This is a genomic window from Arthrobacter sp. Sr24 (genome assembly GCF_054511175.1).
Genome location: NZ_JBTNDB010000016.1, coordinates 68438 through 83834, shown reverse-complemented (window position 1 = coordinate 83834; position 15397 = coordinate 68438). Strand labels below are relative to the sequence as shown.

The following is a 15397-nucleotide window of genomic DNA, read 5'->3' as shown; positions in this document are numbered from 1 at the left end:
CAACGTCACCGCAGCAGGACCCCAAATACCAGCGTTCGCCGTCAACTTCTGACCCGAGACCGTAGTACCCGAAATCGTCGGAGTACCAGCCGTCAAAGCCTTCGGCGCAGTCGAAGTTGCCGTCTTGTAAGACAACGTACCGCTGCTGACAGACTTGCCGACGATGGCGGCAATGGCTTTGGCGTTGGCCCTCACTGTCACATTGCCCGAATACAGGGAACCGGGCATGGTCGCAGTCTTGATGCCGTAAGGGTTGGCGACCACCATGTAGTTGCCCGTGGTCAGGCCACCGATCGTGAATTTGCCATCTTTACCGGTGGTGCCGCTCCTCGTAGTCAACACATCACCGGTGGTGTAGGTGTCGACCTTAACCCCGGGAAGAGCATTCCCGGCGGTATCGAGCAGGCTTCCAGTAAGGGTCCCGCCAACGCGAAGATTCGCATTGATCCCGGCTGTGGACTTCCCTGCTGATACCGTGAGGGTCTTGGCAGCACCGAGTCCCTCAGATTCGCCCTTATTGTCGTAATACTGGGCCTCCGAGAGTGACACGCCACTCGCACGATTGAAAGCAACCTTGTAGGAGCCGGTGGCCAATCCCTGGAGACTGTAATTTCCCTGACTATCGGAGTACGTACCGCCGACTTTTTGCCCGTTGGAATCAAACGCATCAACGCTGTAGGAGCCGGCGACGCCCGACGCCGTGACCTTACCCGTAACTATTCCGCCTTTGACCAAGATGGCATTGATACCTGTCTTGTTGGCCCCCGTCGCTACGGTAATTGGAGTTGCCTCGGCGAAGGTGGAAGCCCCCGAATACCATTGGCCAATCAGCCTAGGGTTTCCAGACCAGGCCTGGAATTCCACCTTATAGCTGCCCCCGGCGAGGTCGCCAACTTTGAATGAACCATCTGTCGCGACACTCCCGTATCCCGCATAATCTTGCTTACCAGCCGAATGGACGTAGACGTACACCTCGCCAGCTTTATATCCGGCCGGGACCGTGACTTTCCCGGAAATCGTCGCACCCTTAGCTAGGGTCGCATTTATAGCGGAGAGGTTTTGCCCCGTCGTTACCGTAATGACGGTTGCGGTCTCAGCAGTAGCCGCATTTTTATACCACTGCGACAGCAAGGATTGCTCTAACCCCCTCGCGCTAAATTCCAGCTTGTACTTCCCAGCTTTCAGGCCCTGGAGTTTGTACGTACCATCCGAGTTCACTGACGCGGAGCCAACATAATTCAAGGTCGAAGCGTCACTAATCTGGACATAAATCCCGTCGGTAGTTGTGCCGGCAGGCACTGCGACCTTCCCGGAAATTGTAGCTTCCTTGACGAGGGTTATGTTCTTACCCGTGACTACTTGCCCGGCAGCGATCTTGACGAGTGTGGCATTCTCATACGACCCGTCACCACCGAAATACCCATCAAGGAGCCCTCCACCGAAGTTACTAACAGATATCCTGTATGAGCCAGCAGATAAATCGCCAACTTTAAAGACACCCTTAGAATCGACCTCGGCACTGCCATATTTTGACCCGTCGTGCTCATCGCTGACAGAGATCCACATTTGCGAAAAATCAGTTCCGGCGGGTGCAAAGATTGTTCCGCTAATGGAACCCGTGGTGGTAGCGGCTTGAGCGGGAATGATCCCCATCAACATTAAGGCCATGAGCAGCAGGCTCACGAGACCTACCAATCCAGCTTTATTCGATCTAAATTTCATTTCTCCCCAAAATTTTGACATTGTTACTTTGAACTTAGACAAGCATGATCGTCCCAAGCTTATACGCGGTATAGGGTTTGTTCGGAAGATTTCTTTCAACAATTAATAATGACTTTGGGCAAGTTAACTCTACGAATTTACGCGCCAAAAAATCCGCGTCAAGGAAGGTCAAGTCATCAAGAACCGCCGCAAGCACCTGTCGCAGCCAACCCGTGGTGATATTTTGGGGATGTTCGGGCCTGTATTGATTGCTTTTTCGATTCTGGCATTCGTTCCAGGCGGATTTTTCAGATTCACTTGGGTCAAGCTCCTAATCGTTCTCCTAGCCTTGGGCTGCGGTCTTTTCGCACGCAAAGGCGCCCGTTTGCCGTTGCGTCTGGCATTGATCGTCATGGGAGGAGCCGCCGTGGTCGTCGTTGGCGTTGCCTTGTCCGAAACACCCCTAGCTGGGCTTCTGGGCAGATGGCCGCGTTACGAGGGTCTTCTCACACTGAGCATCTACGCAGGCTCACTGGCGTTGGGGGCGAAAGTCCTCGGCGGAGACGGAAAACTCCAAGCATGGCAATGGCTGCACCGCGCGTTGGCGGGAACCTCGCTTGTGCTCGCAATTGTAAGTCTCTTGGAAAGTATGGGCCTGCGTCCTCTCGGCGGAGCCGCCGATTTAAGACCGGGCGCCACCTTGGGCAACGCAAGCGATCAAGGGCTGGTGGCGGTGCTCATGGTCGCAGCATTGTCCGTACCGGCTATCACCTGCCGCGATAACTGGCGGTGGTTGTTACGGGCTGGATCGATCGCAGGCGCCCTCACCTCTGTCCTGTCCGGATCCAGGGCAGCCCTCCTGGGTCTATTCTTTGTAATCGTTTTCGTTGCGGTTTTCTCCTCGATCCAGCGCGGAAAACGCACCAAGGCCACTGCGCTCATTGCGAGCTGTGCAGTGGCAGCCGTCGTCCTCGCGACTTTCCTAATCCCGGCCACCCGGGACCGCCTGTTTAGCAGCGGCACAGTGTCCGGTCGAGCGATGCTCTGGGAGCAGTCTTTGGCCATGGTGCGGGACCACTTGTGGAGCGGAGTCGGGTCCAATAGTTTCGTCGACCTCTTTCCGGACTACATCACCACGCAGTGGGCTGCGGAAATCGGCAACACCTTCCCCCCGGATTCACCGCATATGGTCCTATTACAGGCGCTCGTGGTGGGCGGGCTACCGCTACTGCTGCTGTTGCTAGCGGCGTTGGTCATGGTGGCTCGTTGTAGCATCAAGTCCATCAACAACGCCAGTGATCCCGTCCAACGCGGAAACCTAGTGGGCGCATTTGCCGCGATCAGCGCCTATGCCACCATGCTGCTCACGCACTTCAGTTCACCGACCACCACACCTTTGGCATTGCTGTTATGCGGGGGGCTGATCGCCATCCCGCGTAAAGAAGAGCCGCACCCTTGGCTGCCCCGATCCATCACCAACGTGGCTGAATCGCAACGTTTTTCTTTAGCCACCACCATAGCTGCGGCGACCGCGGTCATAGTTGCATTGCTAGTGGCGCTGCCCGCAACAGTTGCCGAATGGCCCATGGCAAAAGGAGTCAACGCCGCCATCCAAGATCTGCCTGAAGAAGCCGACAATTACTTTGAACAGGCCCTGCAGCTTCGCCCTTGGGACGGCGACACGGCGCTGCTCGCGGCCCAAGCGTTCGCTGGCCCTGCGACCGACGGCGATCCAACAGCCGCCACATTGGCCATCAAATGGGCCGAACTCTCCCTAAAACGCACGCCCGCATCTAGTGAGGCTGGCCTGGCATTGGCGGTCGGCCAGATCAACAGTGGCGATTACGAAGCTGGCAAGATCACCCTCGACGGGCTGATTGCCGCTGCGCCCAACAACGCAGATCCCTATATCCAACGAGGAATAGCTGAATACGGCCTCGGAAACATCGACGCCAGCATTGCCGATCTAAAAACCGCCACTGCGCTCTCCCCCCAGTCAGACACAGCACTAAACATACTGGATCAGGTATACCTGCGCTCAGGAAAGGGCGAGCATTAGACTTCACCAGGTCTCACTTGAGAGCGTCTCTCATGAAATGGGAAACAATGGCGTGCCACAGTTGTAGTGGGCATATGAAATTCCAAATGCCCATGCCACCATGGCACGCCATCGATTGGTAACGGCCGTCCACTACGGGTTGTAGATCTGACTGGCGCGGCTGAGGACCTGGCCCTTGAAGAACTCGGGGTGACGCCAATTCATGATCAGCATCAACACTGCACCTAGCAAAATCACGCCGGCACCGAGGATAAACACCAGACCGAGACCGCCAATATTGGACCCTGAGCCGTATGCCGGGTCCATGGAATCGTAGGCGGTCTTGAAGAACATGACCAGCAAAATGACTCCACCCACCAGCGGTGCTAAGAACTTGAAGAAGAAGCTCCGGAGGCCGCGGAATGCTTCGGCCCGGAAATACCACACACAAGCAAGGGCTGTAATGCCGTAGTAGAAGCAGATCATCATACCCAAGGCCGTGATGGTGTCCCACAGGGCATTTTCCGAGAGTGTGCGGGTCACAACATAGAATGCTGCCGCGGCGATAGCCGCCGCTATGGTGGCGTAGCTGGGCGACTTGTAGGTGGGGCTGATTTTTCCGAAGCTCTTAGGCAACGCCTTGTAATGACCCATGGACAACAACGTCCTGGCCGGAGAGACAAACGTTGATTGCAGCGATGCCGCCGATGAGCTCAAGATTGCCAGGGACATGAGAATCGCGAACGGCCCCATAACGGGTCCGGACAGGACAGCGAAGATGCTGCCTTGATTTTCCGGGTTGCCCGCACCCAGGCCCTCCGTGCCAATGCCGGCGAACGCCAGTGTGGCCAAGGAGACTGTCATGTAGATGGCCACGATGACGACAATAGTTACTGTGGCCGCCCGGCCCGGGGTCTTTTTCGGGTTTTTGGTTTCCTCATTCATGGTGAGGGTGACATCCCAGCCCCAGAAAATGAAGATCGACAAGGAAACACCGGCAGCAAACTGTGAGAACGATTCCACCGCGAATGGATTGAACCAATCAGCTTGGATCGCCGTGGCATCAAAGGCCGTGCCGTTAGCCACATGCGCGAATGCGGCAATGGCGAACCAGCCCAACACCAACAGTTGGAACGCCACCAAAACGTACTGGAACGTCTTGGTGGTTTCCATGCCGCGGTAGGAGATCCAGCAGGCACCGGCAATGAAGACCAAGGTGGTGGCGATGTTCAGAGGGAGCACGGTTGTCAGATCAGCCAGCGACGGATTTGAGAAGATTTGCGCCAGCATAAGGTAGAAAAAATCCACGGCCACGGCAGCCAGGTTGGACAACACAATGATCGTTGCAGCGATCAAGCCCCAACCGCCCATCCAACCCAGCCACGGCCCAAAGGCGCGCGATGCCCACGTGAAGGAGGTTCCGGCGTCGGGCATGGCATTGTTCAGTTCCCTGTATCCCAGCGCCACGAGCAGCATAGGGATAAAACCGACTAAGAAAATGGCGGGCAGGTGCACGCCCACCTCGGACACCGTGGGGCCTAAGGCAGCCGTCAAGGTGTAGGCCGGCGCGATGCAGGAAATGCCAATGACGACGGCGCCTATCAATCCCACCGAGCCAGCTTTCAGGCCCTTCTCGCTCAGCCCTGTGGCACTTTGTGCAGTAGTTTCTCGGGTACTCATAACAGGGCCTCTTCTTCTGAGAGTGAGAAGTCGCGCGGGACAACGATCATGGGGACTGGCAGAGCGCGCAGAATGCGGTTGGCGGTGGCACCTAAGAAGATCGATTTTTTCTGGGCCAGCCGACTGGAGCCAATCATCAACAGCTCACCGTCTTGCCAATCCAGCCGGTCCACGGCGTCCTCAATGGTTCGTCCGGTCCCAACGGCGATCTCGGGTGCCATAGATTCCAGCGCACCGGCTTCTAGCGTTTGACTGGACTGAGCAACGCCGTTCAGATGAGCCAGGGCGTCATCCACGCTGGTGCCGGCATCGTCGTTGCCTAGGGCCACGAGGGAAACCAACCGCAAGGGCAAAGCCCGCCGTTTGGCCATCGCGACACTGACGGCGAGAACTTCTTCAGCCCCCACGCGAGAACCTAACGCACAGGTCAGGCGTGTGATGGGCTCAGTACGGCTATATCCCGACGGCGCAAGAGCCACCGGGAGGGGAGAGGCGTGCAACAACGAGCTGGCAACCGAGCCAATGGAGAAGCGCTTGAAAATTCCTGTGCTGCTGGCCCCAATGACCAACAGCACAGCCCCCAACTCCTGAGCAGCAGCAATGAGCGCTTCGGCCTCGGATTCTCCGCGCTGGATGTGAGCTTGAGCCGGGACATCGTCCGGGATCAACGCCAAACCCTCTTCCATCCATTGCGAAACCTGCTCGGTAAGGATGTCCCCGATGCCCGACACTGGCGGATACGCGCCGTTGTACGGAGAATCTTCGGGCATCACCATGACCAGATCCAGGGTGGCGCCTTGACGTCGAGCCAAGGCCACAGCCAAGTTGACGGCATCGCCGCCACGGGCGTTGGCCGTATATCCCACTACATACCGCATAAGGGTCCTCCTTGGGACTTCATTGTCATTAAGAGCTGTCATTAAGAGTTGTTGCTAAGAGTTGTCGCGAATTCATGCCGATGGGCTGGATTGTGTCTGCGCTGCTACTGCGCTGCGCCAGTCAGTTCTTCGATCAGGGCGGCGGCGGTGGATTGCCCCATGCGGACGGCCCCGTCCACGTGCTGATACCCCTCGGCAGCCAAATCCGAACATGACCAATGGATCGGACCTACTGGGGTCAGCTGATCGGGACCATAGCGGTGCAAGCCGCCCAGATCGTAGCTAGCCGCGTAGGCGCCGCGGGTCCACTCTTCCGAGCCCCAGTCCGATTCGTAGTAGACCACCGGTTCCGCAGCGGCATCGCCTAGGAACTCCGCCAGGGATGCGGTAATTTCCTTCTGGCGTTGCTCCGGGGACAACGTGAACGCATAGTCCGCCTTTTCATCGGAAACGAAGCCGACCAGGGTACCGCGGGGGTCTTGGTGGTTCGTGTTGTCATACACCTCCTGAACCAGCGAAGAGGCACTGAAGCCGGTGCCGGAGAGCCCGTCTGCACGCCAAAACGGAGTTTCGTAGACGGCATGAACCTTGATGACCAGACCCAGCGATTGGTGCTGGTGCATCTGGTGCTGGCGGCGCGGCAGCGGCGGGTAAAAGGAAACCCGGGTGTACAGGTTCGGCGGAACTGCCATGACCACACGCTTGGCGGTGATGGTGGCGCCGTCGGAAATCACAGTAGCGAGATATCCGTCGTCGTTCTTCTCCCAACGCACGGTTCGGGCCGCGGAGTTGAGGATGACGTCCGCACCGAGCTCGGCGGCAATCGCCAGGGATACGCCCTGCATGCCGCCCACCACGCGCTTATCGAGGATGAAGTTGTCGTCAACGAGGTTGCTGAAGGAGCCGGCGGAAGATGCCATGAAGACCGCCTGCAGCGCAGAAAATGCGTGGGCGGGCTTGGTCAGCATGCCGCCGGCGATGAACAGGCCGATGTTGTTGCAGGCTTCCTCGTCGCTGCTTTGGGTACGCAGCCAGTGGTGAAAGGAGATAATGTCCAGCTCGCGGGCCTGCGGGTGGTCCCACGGCTTGGCGGGATCCATGACGGCGGCGAGCGCATCCAAGGTCTCGATCAGCTTGTTCATTTGGTCCTGCGTCCCGGCGCTGACGGGAAACATCTCGCCCGTGTAGCGCGTGCGGGTGCCGTCGGGGGCGATATAGACGCTGTCGCCGTCGCGGTACCTCGGGTACGTGTCCAGACCGAGCTCCTCGAGTAGCCCAATCAGAGCCGTCTGGTCTGGGGAGACCCACTGCCCGCCAATTTCCAGCCACGCGCCGTCAATAGTGTTGGACCAGGTGCGCCCACCCACTCTGTCCCGCGCCTCCAAGACGGCCACGCTCAGGCCCGCCTTTTTTAGTTCACGCGCGGCGGTCAGCCCTGATGGCCCGGCGCCGATGATGACGACGTCGCGCTGGATCGTGACTGGATTTTGTGCCGATGCCATTGTTTCCCTCTTCCGCAAGCCTTACGTGACCCGCTTCACTAAATGAATGACGTTCATTTAGAATAGACTGTAATGGACCTCACTCTTGACGTAAAGGGGGTGGGGCAAAGAAACTTGCGCAAGGAAAGGTGCCGGTCTTGGCTGAGCCTGCAGAACCGCATCATCAAGCACGACGCCGGGCAGGCCGGCCCCCACAGGCATTGTTGAGTTCAGCTCGGATCACCAAGGCTGCACTGAAGCTCATCAGCCATGACGGCTATAAGGGTTTAACCATGGCGGCGCTAGCCAGATCGCTGCATGTGGCGCCATCGGCTCTTTACAACCACGTGAAATCCAAGCAGGACGTGTTGCTGCTTGTGGAGGATCACCTCATGGGCCGGGTGGATGTTTCCGCGTTTACCACCGAGTCATGGGACCGCGCGGTGGCACGGTGGGCCCGGTCCTATCGGGATGTTTTCGCCGCGCATTTGCCACTCATCCCTGTCATTGCGCTGCTTCCGGTGACCAATGCGCCCGCAACCATCACCATGTACGAGGCTGTGACACGGGGGTTCATTGCTGCCGGGTGGCCGCGTGAATCCATCATTGACGCAGTGGTGGCCTTGGAATCCTTCATTTACGGATCCGCCTACGATGTCACCGCCCCTGATGACATTTTCGACGCCGGATCCCTCGCCCCGCAGGCGCCGGACTTCAATGACGCCGTGCAGCGGAGGGGGCTGGGCACCTCCGCTGCAACAGCCCGCCCCAACGATGCCGATGCGGCGTTCACGCTGGGACTGACAGCTTTGATCACCGGGCTCGCCGCGACGCTACGGGACTAGCGCTTCAGCGCGCCCCAAAAACGGCGGCGTCTGCGGATAATGCGAACAATGCGTCGCCTTATCCACAAACGCCGCCTTTAGCGCGCCGCTCAATCCTCGGCGTGAGTGGCCCCCAACAAGTCCCGGACTCGTGCTGAAATATCACCAAACTCCGGCAAGGCCAGCGTTTCACCAAAGTCCCGGTTGCTGCCAAATGGGACGTCGATGATCTCCTGAATCCGGCCAGGCCGCGGGCTCATGACTACCACCCGGTTGGCCAGGTAGACCGCTTCGGAAACCGAGTGCGTCACCAAAATGACGGTGGTTCCGGTTTCGCGCCAGATTCGGTGTAACTCGATGTTCATTTTCTCCCGGGTGAGAGCGTCAAGAGCGCCAAACGGTTCATCCATGAGCAGTACATCGGGTTCATGTAGCAGCGCACGGCACAGTGAAACGCGCTGCTGCATGCCACCGGACAGCTCATGTGGGAGCGATTTTTCAAATCCCGTCAGCCCCGTCATGGCGATCAGTTCATCAGCTCGCTTGTTTGCATGCGCCCTATCCATGCCACGCATCTCTGCCTGCAGCAAGATATTAGCCCGCACATTACGCCACTCCAGAAGAGCAGCGCGCTGAAACACGTAGCCAATGTCCTGCCGTGGAGCCGTCACTTCCGATCCACGCAGACGCACAGAGCCACTCGTAGCGCGGGTTAGCCCTGCAACTACTTTGAGCAAGGTGGATTTTCCGCAACCAGAAGGCCCTGCGATTGACACAAATTCGCCTTGCCCAATGCTCAGCGAGGCATCCTCCACCGCCACCACACGGTGTCCCTTTTTGGAGGAAAACGTAACGTTGAGGTGCTCAATTTCAACTACAGGATCCACGTGCAACTTTGATTTCTCCGGTGACATCGCGGTCATGGCAGTTCCCTACTTAGGTGCGAATGTTGCATTGAAGTACTTGCTGGTCTCGCCAGCTGAATCGATGAGTCCGGCATCGGCCAAGGTTTTGATCGTGGAGGTCCAGTCTTCATCTGCGTTGACCCCGGGGCGCTTGCCCTCTGTATTGGTGGTGGTCAGCAGTTTAATGGTCTGCTTCCACTGTTCTAGGACCACTTCTTGGGCCGGAATCTGCGGGTCTTTGCCGTCCATAGACTTGGCCGCTTCTTCCGGGTTCTTGATGGCTTCTTCAAATGATTCGGAAACCGCAGCGACCATAGCTGTGGCCAGCTCGGAGTTTTCCTCCAAGAATCCATCGGATGCCACCAGTCCATTGGAATAGAAGTTCACACCCGCATCGGAGTACCGCAAGTACGTCATTTCCTTGCCACTCTTCGCCGCAATAGTGGGACCCTGATCGTGAGCGAAACCAATCAATCCATCCACCTTGTTGGACAACAAAGCAGCCATTTTCCCTGCTGCATCTAGGTTCTGCTGCTTGACATCACCCTCGGCCAGTCCAGCAGCTTTCAGGAAGATCGGGAATGTGGTGGTTGGGGCGTCTCCGGCTGAAACGGCAATGGTCTTGCCTTTCAGATCCGCTGGAGTCTTGATACCAGAGTCCGTGAACACCTGCACAGCTGACGGGGTTGTCTGCAGGAACACTCCAATGCTCTTGACCTTCACCCCTTTGTCAATGTTGGCCAGCAGAGCCGGAGTGTCCGCCCAACCGAAGTCGACCTGGTCCTGACCAGCAGCCTGAACAGTCTTGGTGGATCCCTGCCCAGCCTTGATGGTCAAGTCAATGCCGTGTTTCTTGAAGATTCCCTTTTCCAGACCGTAGTAGATGGCTGCATGTTCACCATAGGGGTACCAGTTGAGCATCAGGGTTGCTGCGGTTGCCCCACCCTCTTCTGGCTTCGGCTTGGCGGCATCATTGCCCCCACAAGCGGCTAAGCCCAGAGCAGCTGCTGCCGCGAGGGAAGTAGTCAGGACAGAGCGACGTGAAATATTCATGTTTTCTCCCATTTCTAAAATCTGATGATGCCGTTTGAACTATTGATAAATAATTTCGTGCTGCGCAATCAGCCCGCAGTGGCTGCAGATCCAGTGATTCTCCGTGAGGAGTGCCAGGGGATCAGGAACCACTCAGCGATTTGAATGAGCGCAAAGAGGAGCACTCCCATGAGAGACATGATGATCAGTGCTGCGAAGAGCATTGCCGTGTCGATATTGCCGTTGGCTTGGAGAATGACGTAACCAAGTCCCTCGTTTGCTCCCACAAATTCACCGACGACGGCGCCCGTCACAGCGAGGGTGGCGGCCACCTTCAATCCAGAAAATAGCTGGGGCAGGGACGCCGGAAGCCGTACCTTCAAGAAAGTTTTGATGGAGCTAGCACCCATTGTGGAGGTTAGTTCCAAAATCTCCGGGTCAACCGACTTCAGGCCGGCCATACCGGAAACCACGATGGGAAAGAATGCCATGAGAACCGCGACCACAATTTTTGGCTCCATACCGAATCCCAGCCAAACCACAAACAAAGGGGCTACGGCAATCTTCGGAATGACCTGGGCGAACAAGATGAGCGGATATGCCGTTTTTTCGATGGTCTTGGAGTAGATCATCAGGACGGCAACCAGTTCGCCTATGACCACCGCAATGGCAAAACCAATGATGGTTTCAATGGTGGTGACCCAGGTGTGAGTGCCCAAATAGGCAGCATTTTCCACCATGGTGGTCCAGGTGTCTACCGGACTGGGAAGTATATAAGGGGCAACCCAACCGTTTTCCGTGACCATCCACCAGGCGCCAAACAAGATGAGAACAAAAACTACTGGTCTCCACAGATCAACAAGCCAACCGCGAGCCTTAGACGGCTTTTTCAAGCGAGGGGCTGGGGGAACTGGCGGCCTCCGTTTTACTTCATGGGCTGACGAATTCGCTACTTCGCTCGCAAGCTGCATTGCCTCTACCTTTACATCTTTGTGAGGGCCATTCATTATTACGTCCTCCGACACAGCGACTTGGGAAAGCGCTGTCCCGGTACGCTGAACACTATGTGCCGAACATCACAGATGTCAATCTAGGTGATTCTTCGACCGTAAGGACGGCGTTTTCGACTGATCTGCTCCACCGCCTGCGTGCGGGGCCCCAGCCGCCCCGGCGCGAGCTGACATGTCACTCGATGAGCGCGCCCCTAGCCATTTGGCACGGGCCCGCCCTAGGCTGAAACAGAAAACACTGCAACTTTTTCATGACCTCAGGAGAACCCCATGGGATTCAGCATCAGCAACGCCGCACTACGACTGGTTTCCGGAGCGTTCATTCTCAACTCCGGCATTGGCAAGCTCAAACTCGCACCCGAACACGCCGCGGGCCTACAGTCAGTGACGGAACGGGTCATTCCTCAAGTAAGCAGTTGGACGCCGGAACAATTTGGTAGCCGGCTCGCTTATTCCGAGATTGCCATAGGTGCAGTGGTCTTGGCCCCCTTCGTTTCCAGCCGCCTGGCCGGACTCGCGCTCGGGGCATTCTCCGGCGGACTCGTGGCCACCTACTTGAAGTCACCGGGCATGACCGAGGATGACGGTATTCGTCCCACCGCCGCCGGGACAGCCATGGCCAAGGACTTCTGGCTAGCCGGAATCGCCGTGGCGCTCCTGTTCCACCGCAAAAAGCGGCCGGAAGCAAGCTAACTGGGGGTCCGGCGTCGCGCTTCAGTGGTGAACTTCAGTGGGGGCTGCAGGATTGAACGTCGGCAGGGCCTAGTCAGATCGCCCCAAGGGTGACACGCTTGGACACAGGCCGTCTGGGGGTCTAATGCACTGTGCGGCGGCCAATCTGCGGAGGACCTCATGGAATCGCCCCAAACCCCGGCACCTGCCACTGTCCACAACTTCGCTTTTGGGGCTCTCCGCCGCAATCTGACCGGCGCGCTGTACGAGCCGGGCTCCCCCACGTACACGGAATTGGCCACTCCGTGGAACCTCGCAACAGCAACGTCCCCGGCGGCCGTAGTGGAAGCCGCCAGCGCTGAAGACGTGGCCGAATGCGTTAAGTTTGCGGCCGCCAACGGGCTCCCCGTCGCTGTGCAAGCCACCGGACACGGCATTGCCAGCAATCTCGATGGCGCTCTACTGATCCACACTCGGTCCTTGGACGCCTGCACCATCAACACCGAACGCAAATTGGCCCAGGTGGGCGCAGGCGTCACTTGGGCAACTGTCCTGTCGCAGGGCGCAGACCAAGGCATGATCGGATTGTGCGGCTCGGCGCCTGGAGTCAGCGTGGCCGGTTACACGAGCGGCGGCGGCATCGGCCCCATGGCGCGAAGCTACGGGGCGGCCTCCGACAAAGTGCGTTCCTTCGACGGGGTCACTGGCGACGGCCAAATACGCCACGTCACGGCCCAATCAGAACCCGATCTTTTCTGGGGTTTGCGCGGCGGCAAGGGCTCCTTGGGCATCATCACGAGCATGGAATTTGAGCTCCTCGAACTCCCCCTCATCTACGCCGGCGCCCTCTTTTTCGACACCGTCGATGTCGAAAACGTGCTCCGCATCTGGGCCCAATGGTGCCCCACACTCCCCCTCGCGGCCACCACGTCGGTCGCCATGATGCAGCTGCCACCCATGCCCGGCGTGCCCGAGCCTCTCGCGGGCAAGTTCACCATTGCCGTGCGGTACGTCTTCACCGGAACAGCTGACGACGGCGCCACTTGGCTTGCGCCGATGCGCTCGGCTGGGGCGATTCTTATGGATGCGGTAGGACCCATGCCCTCCTCCATGATTGGGCTAGTCCACTCCGATCCAGAAGATCCTCTGCCGGCCACGGAGAGGTCAACCCTGCTAACTGACTTCCCCGTTGAAGCCGCCGAGACACTGTTGGCGGCCGCTGGACCCGAGAGTTCCTCGCCGCAGCTGATGGTTGAGATCCGCCAATTTGGCGGGGCCTTGGCTCAGGCTCCGACTGTTGCCAGCGCCCTGTGCCACCGCGAAGCCGCCTTTGGGTTGCACTCCGTAGCTGTTGGGGCGCCACCGGAACTGCCAGCCCTTGGCGCGCACGCAGAGGCGATGATCCAAAATATGTCCCCTTGGGCATATGGCGGCACCCTGCCCAACTTCGCTGCCGGTAATGGTGCAGGGGCATTTGCGGAATGCTACACACCTACAGTGCTGGAGAAGCTGACCACTGTGGCCCGGTACTTTGATCCTGAGAACGTCTTCAGGTTGGGTCAGGTCCCGGAGCGGTAGGCTCATAAACGCCCCACCGGCCAGCCATCAGGAGCCCGCAGTGCCCAGCAAGCCCAGTTCACCATCCTCCCCTGCGATGGAAACGATCCTCGCCCGCAATGATGTGACGCTCAGCCGCGGCAGGCTCGCACTGATTAACACCGCCGGCTTAACGCCCCAAGAGGCCATGGTTAGCGATCTTTTGGCAGTTCGCCAAGCACTGGATGAGAGCGGGATCGAATACCTTCTGGTGCGCGGCAATGACGAACGGCCCGTGCTGGCCATTGAGCGTTCTCTGCGTGACCGCCTCGAGGCATCCTTGGCGTCCGCTTTCGCCCAAGAACCGTTTTATGCGCGCAGCGTTGATACCCGCAAATCCACAGTGCTGCTTGCCGAAGGCTCGCTGTCAAAGCTCTCCGACACCCGGATCGTGCGTCTTTTCCGTCCACGTGTGGCTCCTGCTGGAGGGCTGTATTACGGCGCTGCATGGGGTGTGCAAATTGAGTTGTGGTCTTTCTCCGAGGACCACATAGACCTCCCCTTGGAAAACTCGCTCACACGCCGAACAGTGGAGCGCCGGGAAGCTCAGCGCAGCACGGTGGAGCTTCATGGGTTGAGCTGGCCCACCATTGAGAACATGTTCATCGACCATGCCTTCGATATCCGTTTCGACATTGACATGGTTTTTTCCTGGGTTGACGGCAGTGCCGCCTCTTACCAAGAAGCTCGACGAGAGCTGGAATCTGGGGCACTTCTGGGCGACGGTGACGATCACGAAGCACGCTTCCGCCACGTGGATGAGCTGAAGTATGCGCTGCGTTCGGTGCATCTTTTTGCCCCGTGGATCCGGCACATTTTTATTGCCACGGACTCTCCGGCACCGCAGTGGCTAGCCGAACATCCTAGAGTCTCCCTAGTCCGCAGTGCCGAGCATTTTGGGGACCCTTCAGTGCTCCCTACCCACAATTCCATGGCGGTGGAGTCTCAGCTGCACCGTATCGAAGGACTCGCGGAGCATTTCCTTTATTCCAATGACGATATGTTCTTTGGCCGCCCGCTCTCACCGGACCTGTTTTTCACCCCGGGCGGCATCACCCGCTTCGTGCTTTCCCCGAACCGGATTGGACTGGGCGAAAGCGAGGTGGAACGTAGCGGTTTTGAGAACTCGGCCCGCGTCAATCGCAGGCTTTTGTGGGACCGATTTGGCACTTTCACAACCCACCATTTAGAACATAGTGCGGCGCCGCTGCGCCGATCGGTACTAGCCGAGCTTGAGCAGGAATTTGCGCCGGAGTTCGCTGCTACGGCGGCCAGCACATTCAGGGCGTCGGACAATATCTCGGTGACTAACTCCCTGTACCACTACTACGCCCTACTGACCGGCCGTGCCGTGATGCACAAGGATGGCCGGGGCGTTTATGTGGACACCGCCAATATGGCAGGACTTGCTGATCTACCGCAGGTACTTGCGCGGCGCAATGCCGACTTTCTGTGCCTCAATGACGGCAGTCATGGCGACGCCACACCGGAACAGCGGCGCGAACTGCTCACCGACTTTCTGGAAGCGTACTTTCCCTTCAAGGCACCCTGGGAAAAGTGACGCGGGGGGGGGGGGGTTT

General features: G+C 58.3%; 12 protein-coding genes. 5 read left to right on the top strand and 7 right to left on the bottom strand.

All coding sequences use genetic code 11. The features are described 5' to 3' along the window. Nucleotides 1–1668 (bottom strand): carboxypeptidase-like regulatory domain-containing protein (locus ACX80D_RS11700; RefSeq protein ID WP_459322841.1); only part of this gene is annotated, 1668 nt, incomplete at its 3' end. Between the two features lie 418 nt (nucleotides 1669–2086). On the opposite strand from ACX80D_RS11700, the gene ACX80D_RS11695 reads away from it, so the two are divergent. Continuing rightward, nucleotides 2087–3760 (top strand): O-antigen ligase family protein, encoded by a 1674-nt coding sequence (locus ACX80D_RS11695; protein WP_459322840.1) that lies wholly within the window; start codon nucleotides 2087–2089, stop codon nucleotides 3758–3760. A gap of 132 nt (nucleotides 3761–3892) precedes the next feature. On the opposite strand, the gene ACX80D_RS11690 is transcribed toward ACX80D_RS11695, so the two are convergent. The 3 genes from ACX80D_RS11690 to ACX80D_RS11680 form a co-directional block, all read right to left on the bottom strand. Further along, nucleotides 3893–5419, bottom strand: coding sequence for an APC family permease (locus ACX80D_RS11690; RefSeq protein ID WP_459322839.1), 1527 nt, complete (start codon nucleotides 5417–5419; stop codon nucleotides 3893–3895). Beyond that, entirely contained in the window at nucleotides 5416–6297 is an 882-nt protein-coding gene (locus ACX80D_RS11685; protein WP_459322838.1) for a universal stress protein, read from the bottom strand. The genes ACX80D_RS11690 and ACX80D_RS11685 overlap by 4 nt, the downstream gene beginning before the upstream one ends. A gap of 104 nt (nucleotides 6298–6401) precedes the next feature. Then, nucleotides 6402–7799 (bottom strand): flavin monoamine oxidase family protein, encoded by a 1398-nt coding sequence (locus ACX80D_RS11680; protein WP_459322837.1) that lies wholly within the window; start codon nucleotides 7797–7799, stop codon nucleotides 6402–6404. Between the two features lie 137 nt (nucleotides 7800–7936). Here ACX80D_RS11680 and ACX80D_RS11675 point away from each other — a divergent pair, with 137 nt between their 5' ends. Next, nucleotides 7937–8623, top strand: coding sequence for a TetR/AcrR family transcriptional regulator (locus ACX80D_RS11675; protein WP_459322836.1), 687 nt, complete (start codon nucleotides 7937–7939; stop codon nucleotides 8621–8623). An 89-nt stretch (nucleotides 8624–8712) separates the two neighbouring features. Here the strand turns inward: ACX80D_RS11675 and ACX80D_RS11670 are convergent, their stop codons facing one another. The 3 genes from ACX80D_RS11670 to ACX80D_RS11660 form a co-directional block, all read right to left on the bottom strand. Then, nucleotides 8713–9525: an ABC transporter ATP-binding protein gene (locus tag ACX80D_RS11670; RefSeq protein ID WP_459322835.1), complete on the bottom strand. Its 813-nt coding sequence runs from the start codon at nucleotides 9523–9525 to the stop codon at nucleotides 8713–8715. A 9-nt stretch (nucleotides 9526–9534) separates the two neighbouring features. After that, nucleotides 9535–10560 carry an ABC transporter substrate-binding protein gene (locus ACX80D_RS11665; protein ID WP_459322834.1) on the bottom strand — a complete coding sequence of 342 codons (1026 nt, stop codon included), beginning with the start codon at nucleotides 10558–10560 and terminating at the stop codon, nucleotides 9535–9537. Between the two features lie 68 nt (nucleotides 10561–10628). Further along, nucleotides 10629–11432, bottom strand: coding sequence for an ABC transporter permease (locus ACX80D_RS11660; RefSeq protein ID WP_459322833.1), 804 nt, complete (start codon nucleotides 11430–11432; stop codon nucleotides 10629–10631). 387 nt (nucleotides 11433–11819) lie between these two features. On the opposite strand from ACX80D_RS11660, the gene ACX80D_RS11655 reads away from it, so the two are divergent. The 3 genes from ACX80D_RS11655 to ACX80D_RS11645 all read left to right on the top strand — a co-directional run bounded on the left by ACX80D_RS11655 (nucleotide 11820) and on the right by ACX80D_RS11645 (nucleotide 15378). Continuing rightward, the gene (locus ACX80D_RS11655) at nucleotides 11820–12242 is read left to right on the top strand and encodes a hypothetical protein (RefSeq protein ID WP_459322832.1); all 423 of its coding nucleotides are present in this window, start codon (nucleotides 11820–11822) and stop codon (nucleotides 12240–12242) included. Between the two features lie 159 nt (nucleotides 12243–12401). Further along, the gene (locus ACX80D_RS11650; protein ID WP_459322831.1) at nucleotides 12402–13799 is read left to right on the top strand and encodes an FAD-binding oxidoreductase; all 1398 of its coding nucleotides are present in this window, start codon (nucleotides 12402–12404) and stop codon (nucleotides 13797–13799) included. Between the two features lie 76 nt (nucleotides 13800–13875). Next, the gene (locus ACX80D_RS11645; RefSeq protein WP_459322843.1) at nucleotides 13876–15378 is read left to right on the top strand and encodes a stealth conserved region 3 domain-containing protein; all 1503 of its coding nucleotides are present in this window, start codon (nucleotides 13876–13878) and stop codon (nucleotides 15376–15378) included. Nucleotides 15379–15397: the final 19 nt, after the last annotated feature.